Genomic DNA, 18,501 nt, shown 5'->3' on the forward strand with positions numbered 1-18,501 from the left:
AAGGCATGCCCGGACTGTCCACCCATGAGGAACTGATTCTGCTGCGCAAGCGCGCGCGCCGCCGCCTGGTCGGCGCCATCGTGCTGGTGCTGGTGTCGACCGTCGTCTTGTGGAAGGTGGTTGGCAGCGTGCCGGAGCAGCAGATGAAGCCGGAGTCGGTCGAGATCGTCGGCCAGAAAGCGTCCGAGGCGCCGTCGGCCGCTGCCTCGCCGAATCCCGACGCAGCGGTTGCCGCCGGTGCAGATGGCGCCCCACCGGAGGATGCCGCCGATTCGGCCGCGGCGGCGACGCAGTTGCCAGCCAAGCTCGATGACGCTGCACCGACACCGGTTGCCCCATCCGCGCCGCGACCGCCTGCCGTCGCGCCCGAGACCAAGTCCGAGGCCAAAACATCCGTCAAGGAAGAGCCCAAGCCGCATCCCAAGGCCGAAGCCAGGCTTGAGCCCAAGCCGGAACCCCGGCAGGAGCCCAAGAAAACCGAAGCGCCGGCACCGAAGAAATCCGACCCTGCGGCCATTCTGGAGGGGCGCGCCGAGGCCGAGCCGGCCAAGGCTGCTGCCAAGGAGCAGAGCCAGCCGGCGGCGGGCAACGGCAATGTGGTGATCCAGTTGGCCGCGCTGTCCGACCCGGCCAAGGCCGAAGCCTTGAAGTCGCGGTTGTCGGCGCTGGGTGTGACGGCGCATTTCAGCAAGGTGGAAACCAGCAAGGGCAATGTTACCCGTGTTCGGGTAGGGCCCTTCGGTTCCCGTGCCGAGGCCGAAAGCGTCCTGAAAAAACTGTCCAGTGCCGGTGTGACAGGCATTATCGTAAGCCGATAAGACGCAATGACCGTTTTCGACTATATCGTCATTGCCATCTTGGCGGGTTCGGTCATCATCGCGCTGATGCGGGGTCTGGTGGCCGAGGTGCTGTCGCTGGGGTCGTGGATCGCGGCGCTGTGGTGCGCCAAGGAGTTCGCGCCGACGCTGGCGGGTTTCCTGCCGGCGGAACTGCCGAGCGAAGGATTGCGTCTGGCCGCCTCCTTCATCGCCCTGTTTTTCCTAGTCTGGCTGGCCACGGCGCTGCTGCGCGTGGTGCTGACCGGCCTGATCGATTCGATCGGCCTGGGTGCCGTCAATCGCGTGCTGGGTGCCGTGTTCGGGCTCGCGCGCGGCGGCGTTCTGGTGACGGTCATGGTTTTGCTGGGCGGTCTGACCGATATGCCCAAGCAGCCGATGTGGCGCAACGCCCTGTTCGCCGCGCCATTCGAGGCCGCCGCGTTGTCCTTGCGGCCCTGGCTTCCGCCCAAGATGTCGGAGCATCTGAACTTCTCGGGGCGGCGAAGCGAAACGTTGCGGCATGGCCCGGCGCAGGAGTCGCCGGATCGTGCTTTATATTCTTAAGTTCTGTTGGTAGTTGGGAAAACTTGAAATGTGTGGAATTCTAGGCGTGGTCGGGCAGACTCCCGTCAATCAGCTGTTGTACGACGGCCTGCAACTGCTGCAACACCGGGGTCAGGATGCTGCCGGCATCGTGACGGCCAACGGGAAGTCTTTTCACATGCACAAAGGCAGTGGCATGGTGAGAGACGTGTTCCGTACCCGCAACATGCGCTCGCTGCTGGGTAACGCCGGTATCGGCCACGTACGCTACCCGACTGCCGGTTCGGCGTCGAACCTGGCCGAAGCGCAGCCTTTCTACGTCAATTCGCCGTTCGGCGTGGTGCTCGCGCACAACGGCAACCTGACCAATACCGACGAGCTCAAGGCGGACATGTACCGCTATGACTTGCGTCATATCAACACCAACTCCGATTCCGAAGTGCTGCTCAACGTGTTCGCCCACGAACTGGCGCAGCGCGTCGAGGGCTACGAGCTGTCGGTCGACGCGGTATTCGAGGCGGTCGAGGCGGTGCACCGCCGCGTGCGCGGCGCCTATGCTGTGGTCGCGATGATCGCCGGGTACGGCCTGGTTGCGTTCCGTGACCCCAACGGCATCCGTCCGCTGGTGATCGGCACCAACGACAGCAACGGCAAGACCGAGTACATGTTCGCTTCGGAGTCGGTGGCACTGGATTGCTCCGGCTTCAAGGTGCTGCGTGACGTCGAGCCGGGCGAGTGCGTGTTCGTCAGTTTCGATGGCGACTTCCACGCCCAGCCGAGCAAGGGGCCGACCCGCCATGCGCCATGCCTGTTCGAATTCGTCTACTTTGCCCGCCCCGACTCGGTGATCGATGGCGCCTCGGTGTACCAGGCGCGTACCGTGATGGGCGAAACGTTGGCCGAAAAGATTCGCCGCGTGCTGCCGCAGCTGGATATCGACGTGGTGATGCCGATTCCCGATACCAGCCGTCCCAGCGCCCTGCAGCTGGCCAACCACCTGGGCCTGCCGTACCGCGAGGGCTTCATCAAGAACCGCTACATCGGCCGTACCTTCATCATGCCGGGCCAGGCGGTGCGCAAGAAGTCGGTGCGCCAGAAGCTCAACCCCGTGGCGTGCGAGTTCAAGGACCGTAACGTGCTGTTGGTCGATGACTCGATCGTGCGTGGCACCACCTCCAAGGAAATCGTGCAGATGGCACGCGACGCCGGCGCCAAGAAAGTCTATTTCGCCTCGGCAGCTCCGGCGGTGCGCTTCCCCAACGTCTACGGCATCGACATGCCGACCCGTGCCGAGCTGTTGGCCACCGGGCGCACCGAGGAAGAGATCGCCGCCGAGATCGGTGCCGATGCGGTGATCTATCAGGATCTGGATGCCCTGAAGGAAGCCGTGCACAGTGTCAACCGCGAACTGCGCGACTTCGAGACCTCATGCTTCAACGGTGAGTACATCACCGGGGACATCACCGAGGCCTATCTCGACGCCATCGAGAGCGCGAGGGGTGACGGCAAGGGGCAGAAGGAGGAGGTCGAAGGCGCGCAGCCGGTCGATCTCAACCTGAACGTCGCCGAGCAGAACTTGATTTGACCATGCGCCCCGTGGGGGCGCATTTTTCTTCCCGCATCCGGAGCCTGTCGCGCCTCTCCCGGGTCGCTGCCGCGGCCTCGTCAGGGGCGTGCCGGGCTCCGGGTGCATTAACCGGCGGTGGAATGTTATGACTGAAAAGAACAACCTCCTTTCTCTGCATCCGGAGACCCTGGCCATCCGGGCCGGACTGGAAGCCAGCCAATTCCATGAGCACAGTCAGGGGCTTTACCTGACCTCCAGCTTTACCTTCGACACTGCCGAGGAAGGCGCGGCGATGTTCATCGGGCAAAAGCCGGGCTACACCTATTCCCGCTTCACCAACCCGACGGTAAATGCATTCCAGGAGCGCCTGGCGGCACTGGAAGGCGCCGAGCGGGCCATCGCCACCGCGAGTGGCATGGCCGCGATCCAGGCGTGCATGATGTCCCTGCTGAAGGCGGGCGACCACATCGTCGCCTCGCAGAGCCTGTTCGGCTCCACCATCAACCTGTTCTCCGGCACCCTGTCCAAGTTCGGCATCGAAACCACCTTTGTCGATGCTGGCGATCTGCAGGCCTGGCGTGCCGCGGTCAAGCCGACTACCCGGCTGTTTTTCCTGGAAACGCCGTCCAACCCGCTCACCGAAGTGGCCGACATTGTCGCCATCGCCGACATTGCCCATGAAGCCGATGCTCTGCTGGTGGTCGATAACTGCTTCTGTTCGCCCGCCCTGCAGCAGCCGCTGAAGTTGGGTGCCGACCTGGTGGTGCATTCGGCCACCAAGTACCTCGACGGCCACGGCCGGGTGCTGGGCGGGGCCGTGGTGGGGTCGAGCGCCCTGATCGAGCCGATCTACCTGCACGTGCGCACCGCCGGGCCTTCGCTGGCCCCATTCAATGCTTGGGTGCTGTTGTCCGGCATGGAGACACTGTTCATCCGTATGGAAAAGCAATGTGCCTCCGCGCTTGAACTGGCACGCTGGCTGGAGGCGCATCCGGCCATCGAGCGGGTATTCTACCCGGGGCTCGCCAGCCATCCCCAGCACGCGCTGGCGATGCGTCAGCAGAAACTGGGCGGGGCGGTCGTCTCCTTCGTGGTGAAGGGGGGGCGCGAGGCCGCGTGGCAGCTGGTGGACGGGGTCGAGGTCATTTCCCGCACCGCCAACCTGGGTGATGTGAAGAGCACCATCACCCATCCGGCCTCGACGACGCACGCCCGCATCACCCAGGAGGCGCGGGAAAAAGCCGGCATCGTCGAAGGTCTGCTGCGTGTGGCCGTGGGCCTCGAGCATGTCGATGACCTGAAAAACGACATCGCACGCGGTCTCTGTTAGTATTTATATGTTTGTTTGAAACGGCAGGCTACTATCAAGGTAGCCTGCCATTTTTTTTGTGCGGGAGGTGGCAGGAATCTGATCGCGCGATGATTTTCTTGACACTAATCGATTTGAAACTTAAGTTTGAAACGCTTGTTCGAGAGCTATTATGGGCAATGCAAGTCAATCCGTAAAAACAAAGAAAGCACCAGAGATCATGGAAGCGAGCAAACCCGATACCGCAACGCGCATTCAGGATGTCGCCGAGCGCCTGTTCGTCGAGCACGGTTTCGAGGCCACCTCGCTTCGCATGATCACGCAGCAGGCCGAAGTCAATCTGGCCGCGGTGAACTACCATTTCGGTTCCAAGGATGCTCTGTTCGAATCCGTGTTCATGCGCCGGCTTGCCCCGCTGATTTCGGGTTGCCTGGCTGAACTGGACGAGCTGGAGCAGCAGGGCGGGAAGCTGGAAGTCGAAGACCTGGTCAAGACATTCATTCGACCCTGTCTTGCCTTGTCCAAGGACCCGTCCCGCGGCGGGGCGCTGTTTGTCCGCCTGCTATCGCGTACCCTGGTGGAAAACCACCGTCAGCTGCGTGAAGTCATCTCCCAGCAATACAGTGTGTTTGTCCAGCGTTACTCGGTGGCTTTCCAGAAGGCGCTGCCGGAACTGGGGACGGAGGAACTGGCCTGGAGGATGCACTTTGCCTTCAGCGTCATGTTCAATGCCTTTGCCGGTAACGATGTACTGAAGATTTTCGTGCGCAGCCAGGTCGTTTCTGCCCGGGACCCGGACATGATCGTCAAGCATCTGGTGCCCTTTGTCGTTGCCGGGTTGACTTCGCCTGCCTGAGGGGCGATCCAGTTCCGTTTTTAGCCGCCGGGGTGACGGTAAACCGCACTAAGGCAGGCCGTGAGGGGCTTGGACGCGGGGCTGGGTCGGATGGGTCAACACGAGGTAACACCATAATGATATCTGCCGTCCTTGTTGTCGCGCTGGTCGGGGGGCTGGCGTATTTTCGCGCTCCGGTTCTGGCCTGGACCATCGCTCTGGCCGGCTGGCTGCTGGTCTCTCAGTTCGCTCTCTACGTCCCGGTTCCCGCCGCGCTCTGGGGCGTGTTTGTCACCCTGGCGCTGGTACTCAATGGCGTGCCGTTGCGGCGGGCCTTACTCACCGGGCCGCTATTCCGGCTTTTCAAGAAGATTACCCCGGCAATGTCGCAGACCGAGCAGGAAGCGATCAATGCCGGCACGGTGTGGTGGGATCGCGACCTGTTCTCCGGCAAGCCGGACTGGCAACGGCTGTTGTCTTATCCGGAGCCCCGGCTGACACCCGAGGAACAGGCATTTCTCGATGGGCCGACCGAGGCGCTGTGCCGCATGGTCGACGACTGGCAGGTCACCCACGAGCTCAAGGATCTGCCTCCGGCGGTGTGGCAGTTCATCAAGGACAACGGCTTCCTGGGCATGATCATCAAGAAGCAGTACGGCGGGCTTGAATTCTCCAATTACGCCCACGCCAAGGTGGTGACCAAGATCGCCACTCGCGGCGGTACGGCGGCAGTCACGGTGATGGTGCCCAACTCGCTGGGGCCAGGGGAGTTGCTGCAGCATTACGGCACCGCAGAGCAAAAAGACTACTACCTGCCGCGTCTGGCCCAGGGGCTGGAGATTCCGTGCTTTGCCCTGACCAGCCCGCATGCCGGCTCCGACGCCGGCAGTATTCCGGACTACGGCGTGGTGTGCCGAGGTTCTTATACCGACCCGCGTAGCGGCGAGCTTCACGACAACGTGCTGGGCATCCGTGTGAGCTGGGAGAAGCGTTGGATCACGCTGGCGCCGGTGGCGACCATCCTCGGCCTGGCCTTCAAGCTGTACGATCCGGACCGGCTGTTGGGCGACAAGGTTGAGATCGGCATCACCTGCGCCCTGGTGCCGACGACGCACCACGGGGTGATGATCGGACGCCGCCATTGGCCGGGCGGCACCGCCTTCATGAACGGGCCGACCTGGGGCAAGGACGTGTTCATTCCACTGGAGTGGGTCATTGGTGGCCGAGACTACGCGGGCCAAGGCTGGCGCATGCTGGTGGAGTGTTTGTCGGTAGGGCGGTGCATCTCCCTGCCGGCCATGTCGGTCGCCTCGGGCAAGTTCGCCACCTACGTCACCGGTGCCTACGCCCGTATTCGGGATCAATTTGGCCTGCCGATCGGCAAGTTCGAAGGGGTGGACGAGGCGATGGCACGCATCGCCGGCTACACCTACCAGATGGAAGCGTCGCAGGACCTGGCGCTGACCGGCCTGGATATGGGTGAGAAGCCCTCGGTACTGTCGGCGGTGCTGAAGTACCACAATACCGAGCGCATGCGTAAAACCCTGAACGACGCAATGGATGTGCATGGCGGCAAGGCCGTGGTGCTGGGGCCGCGCAATTATCTGGCGCAAGTCTACCAGTCGATCCCGATCGCCATCACGGTGGAAGGGGCCAATATACTGACCCGCTCGATGATCATCTATGGCCAGGGCGCCATCCGCTGCCATCCGTTCGTCTTGCGCGAGATGCGCGCGGCCATGGAGGAGGATGGCCGGGAGTTCGATCTGGCCATCACCGGGCATGTCAATTTCGTCATCAGCAACGTGGTGCGTTCCTTCTGGCTGGGCTTGACCGGCAGCCGCCTGGCGATGTCCCCCAAAGCGGGTGCGACGGCACGCTATTATCGGCAGCTGACCCGTTTCTCCACGGCCTTCGCCCTGCTGTCGGACATGGCCATGTTCAGTCTTGGCGGCACCCTCAAATTCCGTGAGAAACTGTCGGCTCGACTCGGCGACATGTTGTCTAACCTGTATATCGCCTCGGCCTGTCTGAAGCGCTTCGAGCGTGACGGGGCGCCGCAGGAGGACTTGCCGGTGCTGCAATGGGCGGTGGAAAACGCGATCTACGAGTTGCAGCAGGCGATGGACGGTTTCCTGGCCAACCTGCCGAATCGGGCGTTGTCGTTCGTGTTGCGCCGGGTGATCTTCCCGTGGGGGCTGACGCTCAAGCCGGCTGGCGACAAGATCGGCACCCGGGTGGCGCGTGCCATGATGGAGGAGGGCGGAACCCGCGCGCGGCTGACGCATGGCATGTACGTGCCGCAGGACGAACGCGATGCGGTCGGGGTGCTCGCCCCGGCGTTGCAAGCAATCGTCGAGACCGAGCCTATCGAGCAACGGCTGCGGAAGTGGGCCCGCGAGGGCCGGTTTGCCACGATCACGGCACGCGAGAGGTTGGCCGAAGCGCGGCATGCCGGCTTGGTCACCCAGGCCGAGTTCGATGCGGTCACGCGCGCGCGCAAGCTCAAGCGGGACGTCATCATGGTCGACGACTTCGACAGTTCGCTGACCCAGCATGACGAGGCCTTGCTCGAGCGTCTGATTTTCTGATCATCCAGGACCGGTTCCGCTAGCGGGGCCGGTTCGTCCGGGAACGGGCTTTCTTCCGAAGCGCCATTTCCCGGAGCGACCCTGTGTTGGAGTACAACCCTATGAATACATCGCAAGCCCGCATCCCGACCCTGCGCGTCAGGGCCCTGCCATCCAGTACCAACGCCTACGGGCAGGTTCAGGCCGGGTGGTTGATGGGGCAGATCGACATGGCGGGCAGCATGGTTGCCGAGCGCTTGTCGAAAGGGCCGGTGACCACGGTTGCGGTCAATGCCTTCCAGTTTGCCGCCCCGATTCAGGTCGGGGATACCGTCAGCCTGTACGTGGACACCTTGCGTGTCGGACAGAAATCGCTGACGTTCAAGATTTGCGTGCTGGCCGAGCGCTTACAGGGAGAAGAGGTGCTGGTGACGGAAGTGATCGTCACGTTTGTTGCCATCGATAGCAACGGCAAGTCGCGCCTGCTGTCCAAAGCCGACTGACTTTTTAGCGTATCCATTAACGGAAAGGCCTACTGTTGCCATTATGTTGAATCAAACGTTCGTTTCGAACAAACGATCGTAAATTTCTGGACAAGCCAAGGGGCTCTCAATAGTATCGACGAGGCGTAGGCACCACATGAGTGCATATCGCCACGAGGCGTCTAGCCAAATAAAAGATACAAGGAGAGGGATAACATGAAACTCAAGAGTCTCAGCTTGTCCGTGATGGTGGGACTGACGTTCGGCCTGCCGGTTCCTGCTGCCATGGCTTCGGGCTATCACTTTGGCTCGCAAAGCGTTTCGGCGCAGGGGACATCTCACGCCAACAGCGCCGAAGCCGCGGATGCCTCGGTATTGTTCTACAACCCGGCGGGCATGTCCTTGCTCGACGGAACCCAGTTTGCCGGCGGTCTGACCTTCGTCATTCCGGACTCGTCCTATACCGATCACGGTTCCACCAACTACCTTGGCCAATCGACCGGTAGCGGCAATGGCGGCACCTACGCGCCGGATTTGGTGGTGGCGCCGTCGTTTTATCTGACCCACCAGCTCAACGACCGGGTGCACATCGGTCTGGGGATATTCGTGCCGTATGGCGCCAAGCTGGATTACGGCAGCAATTGGGCCGGGCGCTACAGCCTGGAAAAGATTGATATGAAAACGATCAATATCAATCCGTCCATTTCCTTCAAGCTGGACGATCGCCAATCCCTCGGCTTCGGCGTGTCGGCGCAGTACATGGATGCCGAACTGGTGCAGGGGGCGGACGCCAAGACGGGGGTCGCCTTGTTGGCCGCCAAGCGTCTGGGCCTGTCGCCGACGAGTCCGATTGTTCAGGGGGCCTTGGCGAGCTATGGCATCAGTGGCGACGGCACCGGCACGGTCAACGGGGACGATTGGGGTTTCGGCTGGAACGTTGGTTATATGTTCAAGCTGGATGACCGTACTCGCTTCGGTTTGGCCTACCGTTCCAAGGTGAACCACACCCTCAAGGGGACATGGGACTGGGACTTCTCCAATGTAACGGGCGCGGTGCCCAATGCCATCCTCACCGGTTTGCCTGTCCCTGGCTCCACGTCTGTTGCAACGTTGGCCGGCATGGAACACCCGGACTCTAATTCCACCGTCAAAGTAGTCACTCCCGAGTCCGCTTCGGCCAACTTCTTTCACGAGCTGAACGACAAGATCGACGTGATGGGCGATCTCACCTGGACCCGCCACTCGCGCCTGAACGAGATCCGTATCCAGCAGAGCACTGTCAATGGTGTAGCGCAGGGTGACCTGGTGATCAACCAGCAATGGAAGAACACCTACAAGCTGTCGCTAGGGATGAACTATCACTACAGTGACAACTTGCTGCTGCGCACCGGCGTCGCCTACGACCAGTCCCCGGTGAAGAACGACAACCTGCGTCACCCGGCGTTGCCGGACAGCGACCGCTACTGGTTCTCGGTGGGCGCCAACTACAAACTCAACAAGCAGTCCTCGGTGGACCTGGCGTACAGCTACGTCTACTTCAAGGATGGCAACATGAACTATACCGACAGCTGCAATCCAGCTGGCGGTGCGTCCTGCACCGGCAACGGCGAAACCACCAAGGGCGAATACAAGACCAACCTGCAGATCGTCGGTGTGCAGTACAACTACCACTTCTAAACGCCCCACGCGTTAGAAGGGTGAAAGCAAGAGCCGGGCCTTGCCCCGGCTGCATCAAGGCAAGGCAGGTATGAGGGGCCTGCCTCACGACCGTGTTCAACCAACGAGGAAACCCATGTCTCACACCAAATTCATTGTGCGCAAGGTGGCCGTGCTCGGCGCCGGCGTCATGGGCGCGCAGATTGCCGCCCACCTGGTCAATGCCAAGGTGCCGACGGTCCTGTTCGACCTGCCGGCCAAGGAGGGGGACAAAAATGCCATCGCCCTCAAGGCCATCGACGGGTTGAAAAAGCTCAAGCCGTCGCCGCTGGCCGCGGTGGAACTGGCGCAGTACATCCAGCCGGCCAACTACGACGACGACCTGTCCTTGTTGAAAGACTGCGATCTGGTGATCGAAGCCATTGCCGAACGCATGGACTGGAAGGGTGATCTGTACCGCAAGGTAGCGCCGCATCTGGGGGCGCATACCATCTTCGCCACCAACACCTCCGGCTTGTCGATCAATGCCCTGGCGGCAAGTTGCCCAGAAGAAGTGCGCGCGCGCTTCTGCGGTGTGCATTTCTTCAACCCGCCGCGCTACATGCACTTGGTCGAAATCATCCCGTGCCTGGGCTCGGACGCGGCCATGCTCGACAATCTCGAGCGCTTCCTAGTCACCACGCTGGGCAAGGGGGTGGTGCGGGCCAAGGATACGCCGAACTTCGTCGCCAACCGCATCGGCGTGTTCTCGATGCTGGCCACCATCGCCAACGCCGAGAAATTCGGCATCCGCTTCGACGTGGTGGACGACCTGACCGGCCCGCGCCTGGGACGTCCGAAATCGGCCACGTTCCGCACCGCCGACGTGGTCGGTCTGGATACCTTTGCCCACGTGGTGAAGACCATGCAGGACACCCTGCCCAACGACCCGTGGCACCCCTTGTTCAAAGCGCCGGAATGGCTGCAGAAGTTGATCGCTGCGGGTGCGCTGGGCGCCAAGGCCAAGGTCGGCATCTACAAGAAAGACGGCAAGAAGATGTTCGTGCTCGACCCGCTCAAGGGCGAGTACGTGGGGGCGGGCGAGAAGGGGGACGATGCCGTCAAAGACATCCTCAAGATCGCCGACCCGGCGGAGAAATTCCGCAAGCTGCGTGCCAGCAGCCATCCGCAAGCGCAGTTCCTGTGGGCCTGCTTCCGCGACGTATTCCATTACATCGGCTTCCACTTGGGCGACATCGCCAACTGCGCGCGCGATGTGGACTTTGCCATTCGCTGGGGCTTCGGCTGGAGTATCGGCCCATTCGAGACCTGGCAGGCGGCCGGCTGGCAGCAGGTGGCGCAGTGGATCGACGAGGAGGTCAAAGCCGGCAAGGCGCTGGCTTCGGCCAACCTTCCGGCCTGGGTGCTGGAATCCGATCGCGCCGGCGTGCACTTTGCCCAAGGCTCGTACGATGCCGCCGGATCGCGGCTGATTGGCCGCTCGACGCTGGACGTGTACCAGCGTCAGCTGGCGCCAGCCAAGCTGCTGGGTGAGGCAACGGCACCGTTGGGAGAAACGGTGTTCGAGAACGATGGCGTGCGTGCCTTCACGACCGGTGACGACATCCTGGTGGTGTCGGTCAAGACCAAGGCGCACACCATCGGCCCGGACGTGCTGGAAGGGCTCAACCAGGCCATCGATACCGCCGAGGCCCGTTTCAAGGGCCTGGTGCTCTGGCAGACCGAAGAGCCGTTCTCGGCCGGGGCCGATCTGCAATCCATGCTGCCTGCATTCATGATGGGCGATTGGGACAGCATCGACGGCATCGTCAACCGCTTCCAGGCCACTTCCATGCGCCTGCGCTACAGCCAGATTCCGACCATCGCCGCGACCCAGGGCTACGCGTTCGGCGGCGGCTGCGAGTTCGTCATGCACTGCGACCGCGTGGTGGCCGCGCTGGAGTCGTACATCGGTCTGGTCGAGGTGGGCGTCGGCCTGCTGCCGGGCGGTGGCGGCTGCAAGGAGTTTGCCCTGCGGGCCTCCCTGGAGGCCAGGGGTGATGTGCTGGCGGCGCTGAAGGATTACTTCATGGCCATTGCCACCGCCAAAGTCGCGACCAGCGCGCTCGAGGCGCAAGAGATCGGCTTCCTCCGCAAGAGCGACTGCGTGGTGTTCAACGCCTACGAACTGCTCTACGTGGCCAAGCAGCAGGCGCTGGCCTTGGCCGAAGCGGGCTACCGTCCGCCGCTCAAGATCAAGCGTTTTGCGGTGGCCGGCCGGAGCGGTGCGGCGTCGATCAAGGGGCAACTGGTCAACATGCTGGAGGGCCACTTCATCAGCGAGCACGACTTTACCATCGCTTCGCTGATTGCCGACGTGATGACCGGCGGCGATCTCGAGGCCGGCACCGAAGTCGACGAACAGTGGATTCTCGATCTCGAGCGCAAGGCCTTCATGCAGCTCTTGAAGAATTCCAAGACCCAGGATCGCATCGCCAATATGCTCACGACCGGCAAGCCGCTGCGCAACTGATCGCTTGGGAATAATCCTGCCGCGCGTGCCGATCTCCAAGCTGCGGTACTCGCTGTACCACTTGTACAGCTTTATTCCTCACTTTGACCTCGACCCGCTCGCGACGGATTCTTCCACAAGCTCGGATGGCAGCCAGAATACCGGCAGACTGGCAAGGTTGAGAGCTTGTCCAGTCTGCTCTCAGGAGAATTGCAAACATGGTTAAACAAGTACAGGAAGCTTACATCGTCGCGGTAACGCGCACCCCGGTCGGCAAGGCGCCACGCGGCATGATGCGCCACGTCCGCCCGGACGACATGCTGGCTCACGTCATCTCCGGCGCGCTGGCCCAGGTGCCGATGCTGGACCCGAACCGGATTTCCGACTGCGTGGTGGGCTGCGCCTTCCCGGAGGCCGAGCAGGGTCTGAACATGGCGCGCATCGGCGTGCTGCTGGCCGGCCTGCCGGACACCGTGGGCGGCATCACCGTCAACCGTTACTGCTCGTCCGGCATCAATGCGGTGCAGATCGCGGCCGACCGTATCCGCATGGGTGAGGCCGACGTGGTGATCGCCGCCGGTGCCGAGTCGATGTCGATGGTGCCGATGATGGGCAACAAGGTGTCGCTGAACCCGGCCATTTTCGCCAAGGACGAGAACTACGCCATCGCCTACGGCATGGGGCTGACCGCCGAGAAAGTGGCGCAGCAGTGGAAGGTGTCGCGTGAGGACCAGGATGCCTTTGCGGTGGAGTCTCACCGCCGCGCCATCGCAGCGATTAACGGCGGCAAGTTCAAGAACGAAATTAGCCCGCTGGAAGTGACCTACCGTACGCCGAACCTGGAAACCGGCGAAGTGATCAGCAAGACCCGCGTGCTGGACACCGACGAAGGCCCGCGACGCGATACCTCGCCGGAAGGCCTGGCCAAGCTGAAAACGGTGTTCGATGCCAAGGGCTCGGTGACGGCGGGCAACAGCTCGCAGATGTCCGACGGTGCCGGCGCGGTGATCCTGGTATCGGAAAAAGTGCTGAAGGAATTCAACCTCACCCCGCTCGGCCGCTACGTGACGTTTGCGGTCAAGGGCGTGCCGCCGGCCATCATGGGGATCGGCCCGAAAGAAGCCATTCCGGCGGCTTGCCGCCAGGCTGGCATCGGGCAGGAGGAGCTCAAGTGGATCGAGCTGAACGAGGCGTTCGCCGCCCAGGCGCTGGCGGTCATCCGGGATCTCGAGCTGGATACGGCGCGTGTCAACCCGCACGGCGGCGCCATCGCGTTGGGCCACCCCCTGGGGGCGACCGGTGCCATCCGGACTGCGACGCTGGTTCATGGCATGCGTGACCAGGGGCTGAAAGGCTACGGCATGGTGACGATGTGCATCGGGACCGGCATGGGCGCGGCGGGTATCCTGGAAGTGTTCTGAGCCACATGCCCGCAAAGGAAAACGCCAGCACAAGGGGCTGGCGTTTTTTTATTGAAGGCGATGGCTATTCGAGTTTGGCCAGCGTGTCGAAGTCGATGTGGGCGCACTCCTGCAACTCCTGGCTGGGGGATTTCAGCCGTATCTTGTAGGTCTTGCCCTGTGCGACCAGATGCAGTTCCCGTCCAGGTTCGGCGAGTGCCTTGGGAATCAGGAACCAGCGCTGGCTCTTGGTGGAATTCAGCTGGGTGATGTAGAGCGCGCTGGCCGGGGTGCTGTCCGGGCTGTCGGGCTCGATCAGGGTGATGCCGGCGGGCTGGGTGCCGAGGATTTCCACACCGACCAGGGTGCCGTTCTTGTGGCGGGACAGGCGGCGAATGATGCCCAGGGCGTCCGAATGCGACAGCGAGCAGACCCGGATCAGTCGGCCCAGTGCCAGCTCGTCGACACTCTTGCCAAGGTAGGTCAGGCCCAATCCGGTGGCGCTGTAATCGGTAATGCGCCAATCGTCATTCTCGGGTGGGGCCGCGCGGTCATCGTCCTGTACCTTGGTCAGGTAGGCGATGCGTTCGAAGCCGATGTCGACCGTGGCCGATTCCAGCTTGGGCGAGCGCTCGGCCTTGCGGTGAGATTTCCCGCCATCGTCGGACCAGCGCACCGCCAGTTTTTCGCAGATCGTTGACCAGTCCTTCTGGGTGAGTCCCAGCCCGAAATTGGCCAGCGCGGAGGGCAGGCGCTGGTCCAGATCGAACATCAGGTCGGCCAGCTTTTGGGTCACCTGTTCGGTATTCCAGTAGCGGCAGTCCTTGCCGGCCATGCCGCGCAGCATGCGGCGGGGAGGCTCCGGCAAGGTCAGGTTGACGAGGAAGACGGTGCGCTTCGGCTGCGGCTGAAAATCGAGCTTCAAGGGCTGACACAGAATATTCAGCAGCCGGTCGGTCGCGAGGATTTCCGTCTGCTGCATATTGTCGGTCTGTGCCAGGTGCATCATGCAGGCGTGTATCAATACGGTTTCGCAGCTGACTTCCCAGGGGTGGTCCTCGAACAGCCGCATCGGCGTGCGGGAAAAGTCATGCGCTTCCGCGTACTGGTAGAACCGGTAGGCCTGCTGCCACACCGTCGCCTCCGGCTTCAGGTAGCGCATGGCGCTCCAGGTGACGAGCTGCTTCTGGTAATTCAAGCCGCGCAGCGTTGCCAGGGCCAGCTCGTCGTCGAGCGAGGAACCGTTGGATTTCTCGGCCAGGCGCACGCAGATGTGATAGGCATTGGCCAGCTCGTGCCAGTAGGCGAGGATAGTCGGGAGGTAGTTCTTGCTGCCGGGTTTCTGATCCAGATAATCGTTACGCAGGCGGCGCTGGATGCTGTGGGCCTTTTCATCGATGTACAGCAGCGTGCGCACCCGCTCCTTCAGCGACATCTTGACGTCGGCGCTGATCTTGGCAACGGCCTTGATGATTTCGACGGTCGCAGTGAAGTATTCGGTTTGCGGCAGATCTCTGACAAGGACTGTAGCGGAAGGCAGGATGTCGCTTTCCGGGGAGTCTTTGCTCAGCAGGGAGCTGACTAGAGATTTGAAATCGAACATGAGGGTGACGCTTTATGAAATTTGAATGCCACTGCGTGGCAAGTTTACGCTAGTTTGCATTTGTCGTGAAAGCTGTTCCAAGCAATGGTAGCGGTAAAACTACCGTTGTGGACAGCGGCCGTGGCGCTGGGGGCCGGCACGGCCGGGTGACAGGTCAGGGCGTCCTTCATCGTCGGGGGTGGGGCGGCCAACGGTCTCCCATAGGGTAACGCGTTGGCCGAAGGTGGCCGAGGTCAGGGCGCTTCAACCGCGGAACAGCTGCTCCAGCGCTAGGCCTGGATCCGGCTCGCGCATGAAGGCCTCGCCGACCAGGAAGCTATGCACGCCGTGGTCGCGCATCAGTCGTACGTCTTCGGCGCTACGGATGCCGCTCTCGGTTACCGCGATACGGTCTTCGCCGATACGTGGCAGCAGCTTCAGGGTGTTGTCGAGGCTGACCTCGAAGGTGCGCAGGTTGCGGTTGTTGACGCCGATCAGCGGGGTGGCGAGTTGCAGCGCCAGTTCCAGCTCGGCCTCGTCGTGCACTTCCACCAGCACCGCCATGCCCAGTTCCAGTGCCAGCGCTTCAAAGGCTCGCATCTCGGACAGCGACAGCGCCGCGGCGATCAGCAGGATGCAGTCGGCGCCCATCGCGCGCGCTTCGTAAATCTGGTACTCGCCAACCATGAAATCCTTGCGCAGCACCGGCAGGGCGCAGGCGGCACGGGCTGCCTGTAGATACGCGGCGCTGCCCTGGAAGTATTGGCGGTCGGTCAGCACCGACAGGCAGGCCGCACCGTGATCGGCGTAGCTTCTGGCGATGGCGGCGGGGTCGAAGTCGGCACGGATCACGCCCTTGCTCGGGCTGGCCTTTTTGGCTTCGGCGATGACGGCAGCCTGTCCGGCCGCATGCTTGGCGCGAATCGCGGCCACAAAGTCGCGGCGATCGTCCCGGCGTGCTTCGGCGTCGGCGCGGACGTCCGCAAGGGGACGGGTTTTCAGGCAGTCGGCCACTTCGATGTGCTTGGTGGCTATGATGGTCTTCAGGATGTCGGACATCGTGATGGCAATCTCTCGGTTAGGGCGTGGGACCGGCGGCGAGCTGTTGGTCGAAGTAGGCCAGCAGGCGCTTGGGCAGCCAGTCGAGCTGGCCGGGGAAGCGCCCGGTGGGAAAGCCGACGTGCCCCCCTTCTTCCGGCTGTTCCAGCGTCACCCAGCGGCTGGTGTCCTGCGGCAGGGGCAGGGCGCTGGGAGGAAGGAAGGGGTCGTTCTTGGCGTTCAGCACCAGGGTCGGGGTTTCGATCCGGCTCAGGAAGGGCTTGCTGCTGGCGCGGTCCCAGTAATCAAAGGCATCACGGTACCCATGTATTGGTGCCGTGACAAGGTTGTCGAATTCGCGGAAGGTCTTGGCGCGGTCCAGCTTGTAGGCGTCGAAGAGGCCGGGGTGGAGGGCAAGTTGCTCGCGCGCCTTGGGTTTGAGGGTGGCCATGAACATGCGGGTGTAGATCACCTTGCCGAGGCCGTGGTCGAGCTGTGCGCTGGCGGCGGCGAGGTCCACCGGAACCGAGATGGCGGCGGCGGCGAGTGGTAGGGCGCGGCGGCCATGCTCGCCCAGGTACTTCAGCAGCATGTTGCCGCCGATCGAGACACCGGCGGTGAGCACCACGGCGTGGCTTTCGGCCAACCTTTGCAGGATCCAGCCGATCTCGGCCGAATCGCCGGCGTGGTAGGCGCGGCGCAGGGTGTTGCTGATGCCGCCGCAGCCACGGAAGTGCGGCACGGCGCCATGCCACCCGCGTGCCTGCACCTCCAGCATCAGCGCCTTCGCGTAATGGCTGTCGCTGTCGCCCTCCAGTCCATGGAACAGCACCACCAAAGGGGCGCCGCCATCACCGTCGATGCAGTCGACGGCGATCTCGCCCCCATCCGGCGTGCTCCATACTTCGCGCCGGTACGGCGGGCGCGGCAGATGGATGAACAGGGCCGGCCACACCGTCTGGGCGTGGCCACCCTTGAGCCAGAGGGGGGCCTGGTAGTGCATTACGGCACCGGTTTCTGCGCGGATTTGGGTCGGAAAGCCTTGACCACCGCCTCCTGCGTCTCTACGTAGGGGCCACCAATCAGGTCGAGGCAGTAGGGTACGGCTGCGAAAATGCCCGGTACGATGACGCTACCTTCGCTGTCCCGCAGGCCCTCGAGCGTCTCCTTGATGGCCTTGGGCTGGCCCGGCAGGTTGAGGATCAGCGACTGCTTGCGGATCACCCCCACCTGGCGCGATAGGATGGCGGTCGGCACAAATTTCAGGCTGATCTGGCGCATCTGTTCGCCAAAGCCGGGCATCACGCGGTCCGCCACCGCCAGGGTCGCTTCGGGCGTGACGTCGCGCAGTGCCGGGCCGGTGCCGCCAGTAGTCAGGACCAGCTGGCAGTCTTCGTCGTCGACCAGTGCGCGCAGCGTGGCTTCAATCACCGGCTGCTCATCCGGAATCAGCCGGGTCAGCGTAGTGAACGGGCTGCTCAGGGCGCTGGCGAACCACTCCTGCAGTGCCGGAATCCCCTTGTCCTCGTACACGCCCTGGCTGGCGCGGTCGGAGATGGAAACCAGACCGATTTTCAGTGTCATTCTTCGTGTTCCTCGGTTTGCTGCCCGGTCGGCTTGCCCGGTTCCGGGATGATTTCCTTGAGCGCCTGGAACAGCAGCCGGAAGGATTTCGGCGGCTTGTTGTCCTGTTGTTCCTTGCGGGCGTTGCGAATCAGCGTGCGCAAGTACTGGGCGTCACTTTCAGGATAGTCCGCAATAAAGCTGGCGAGCATCTTGTCATCGCTCATCAGGCGCTCGCGCCAGCGCTCCAGGAGGTGCAGCCAGCCGGTATGTTCGGCCGATTCGCCGCGAATCACCGCCAGTTGCTGGCGGATCGGTTCGGGGTCGATGTCGCGCATCAGTTTGCCGATATACTGCTCCTGGCGATTACGGGCACCGTGCGAAGGAATGCGCTTGTATTCACGGAGGGCTTCCAGCAGGTTTTCCGGCAGACTCATTTGCTTCAGCCGGTCGTTCGAAAGTTGCAGCAGTTCCTCCCCCAGTTCTTGCAGGGCGATCATTTCTTTCTTGCGGCGGGTTTTGCTGAATTCCTGATCCGCACTATCGTTCAAGTAATCGGTCATCGTTGTCGAGCTCTTCATATTTCAAGGCTGGTATGATACCGGAAAAGCCTAGACCGGCGGTTCTTGATCCGGCCGTCCGATAAC

Annotated in this window: 15 protein-coding genes; 10 read left to right on the plus strand and 5 right to left on the minus strand. The window is 62.6% G+C overall.

Annotation, left to right across the window (positions count from 1 at the left end; all coding sequences use genetic code 11):
* Window positions 1-5 precede the first annotated feature (5 nt).
* The 10 genes from FURADRAFT_RS07795 to FURADRAFT_RS07840 all read left to right on the plus strand — a co-directional run bounded on the left by FURADRAFT_RS07795 (window position 6) and on the right by FURADRAFT_RS07840 (window position 13,692).
* Window positions 6-818: an SPOR domain-containing protein gene (locus tag FURADRAFT_RS07795; RefSeq protein ID WP_008953586.1), complete on the plus strand. Its 813-nt coding sequence runs from the start codon at window positions 6-8 to the stop codon at window positions 816-818.
* Between the two features lie 6 nt (window positions 819-824).
* Window positions 825-1,382: a CvpA family protein gene (locus tag FURADRAFT_RS07800; protein WP_008953587.1), complete on the plus strand. Its 558-nt coding sequence runs from the start codon at window positions 825-827 to the stop codon at window positions 1,380-1,382.
* Between the two features lie 28 nt (window positions 1,383-1,410).
* Window positions 1,411-2,946, plus strand: a complete 1,536-nt coding sequence (gene purF / locus FURADRAFT_RS07805; RefSeq protein WP_008953588.1) for an amidophosphoribosyltransferase — start codon at window positions 1,411-1,413, stop codon at window positions 2,944-2,946.
* Window positions 2,947-3,073: 127 nt separating this feature from the next.
* Window positions 3,074-4,258 carry an O-succinylhomoserine sulfhydrylase gene (locus FURADRAFT_RS07810; RefSeq protein WP_008953589.1) on the plus strand — a complete coding sequence of 395 codons (1,185 nt, stop codon included), beginning with the start codon at window positions 3,074-3,076 and terminating at the stop codon, window positions 4,256-4,258.
* A gap of 199 nt (window positions 4,259-4,457) precedes the next feature.
* Window positions 4,458-5,093 carry a TetR/AcrR family transcriptional regulator gene (locus FURADRAFT_RS07815; protein ID WP_014087665.1) on the plus strand — a complete coding sequence of 212 codons (636 nt, stop codon included), beginning with the start codon at window positions 4,458-4,460 and terminating at the stop codon, window positions 5,091-5,093.
* Between the two features lie 116 nt (window positions 5,094-5,209).
* Window positions 5,210-7,663 (plus strand): acyl-CoA dehydrogenase, encoded by a 2,454-nt coding sequence (locus tag FURADRAFT_RS07820; RefSeq protein ID WP_008953591.1) that lies wholly within the window; start codon window positions 5,210-5,212, stop codon window positions 7,661-7,663.
* Window positions 7,664-7,764: 101 nt separating this feature from the next.
* On the plus strand, window positions 7,765-8,145 hold the full coding sequence (locus FURADRAFT_RS07825; RefSeq protein ID WP_008953592.1) for an acyl-CoA thioesterase: 381 nt from the start codon (window positions 7,765-7,767) through the stop codon (window positions 8,143-8,145).
* Window positions 8,146-8,340: 195 nt separating this feature from the next.
* Window positions 8,341-9,801, plus strand: coding sequence for an OmpP1/FadL family transporter (locus FURADRAFT_RS07830; RefSeq protein ID WP_008953593.1), 1,461 nt, complete (start codon window positions 8,341-8,343; stop codon window positions 9,799-9,801).
* 115 nt (window positions 9,802-9,916) lie between these two features.
* Window positions 9,917-12,292: a 3-hydroxyacyl-CoA dehydrogenase/enoyl-CoA hydratase family protein gene (locus FURADRAFT_RS07835; protein ID WP_008953594.1), complete on the plus strand. Its 2,376-nt coding sequence runs from the start codon at window positions 9,917-9,919 to the stop codon at window positions 12,290-12,292.
* A 197-nt stretch (window positions 12,293-12,489) separates the two neighbouring features.
* Window positions 12,490-13,692, plus strand: coding sequence for an acetyl-CoA C-acyltransferase (locus FURADRAFT_RS07840; RefSeq protein WP_008953595.1), 1,203 nt, complete (start codon window positions 12,490-12,492; stop codon window positions 13,690-13,692).
* 64 nt (window positions 13,693-13,756) lie between these two features.
* On the opposite strand, the gene FURADRAFT_RS07845 is transcribed toward FURADRAFT_RS07840, so the two are convergent.
* From FURADRAFT_RS07845 to yjgA, 5 genes are all read right to left on the minus strand, one after another.
* Window positions 13,757-15,274, minus strand: coding sequence for a hypothetical protein (locus tag FURADRAFT_RS07845; RefSeq protein ID WP_008953596.1), 1,518 nt, complete (start codon window positions 15,272-15,274; stop codon window positions 13,757-13,759).
* 243 nt (window positions 15,275-15,517) lie between these two features.
* On the minus strand, window positions 15,518-16,312 hold the full coding sequence (gene trpC, locus FURADRAFT_RS07850; protein WP_008953597.1) for an indole-3-glycerol phosphate synthase TrpC: 795 nt from the start codon (window positions 16,310-16,312) through the stop codon (window positions 15,518-15,520).
* 19 nt (window positions 16,313-16,331) lie between these two features.
* Complete coding sequence (locus tag FURADRAFT_RS07855) at window positions 16,332-17,294, minus strand: YheT family hydrolase (protein WP_008953598.1); 963 nt, start codon at window positions 17,292-17,294, stop codon at window positions 16,332-16,334.
* Window positions 17,294-17,875: a molybdopterin adenylyltransferase gene (gene mog / locus FURADRAFT_RS07860; RefSeq protein ID WP_008953599.1), complete on the minus strand. Its 582-nt coding sequence runs from the start codon at window positions 17,873-17,875 to the stop codon at window positions 17,294-17,296. Before mog ends, FURADRAFT_RS07855 begins: the two co-directional genes overlap by 1 nt.
* Window positions 17,872-18,417, minus strand: a complete 546-nt coding sequence (gene yjgA, locus FURADRAFT_RS07865) for a ribosome biogenesis factor YjgA (RefSeq protein ID WP_008953600.1) — start codon at window positions 18,415-18,417, stop codon at window positions 17,872-17,874. The genes mog and yjgA overlap by 4 nt, the downstream gene beginning before the upstream one ends.
* Window positions 18,418-18,501 lie beyond the last annotated feature (84 nt).

This window comes from Pseudogulbenkiania ferrooxidans 2002 (genome assembly GCF_000174355.1).
GTDB classification, from domain to species: domain Bacteria; phylum Pseudomonadota; class Gammaproteobacteria; order Burkholderiales; family Chromobacteriaceae; genus Pseudogulbenkiania; species Pseudogulbenkiania ferrooxidans.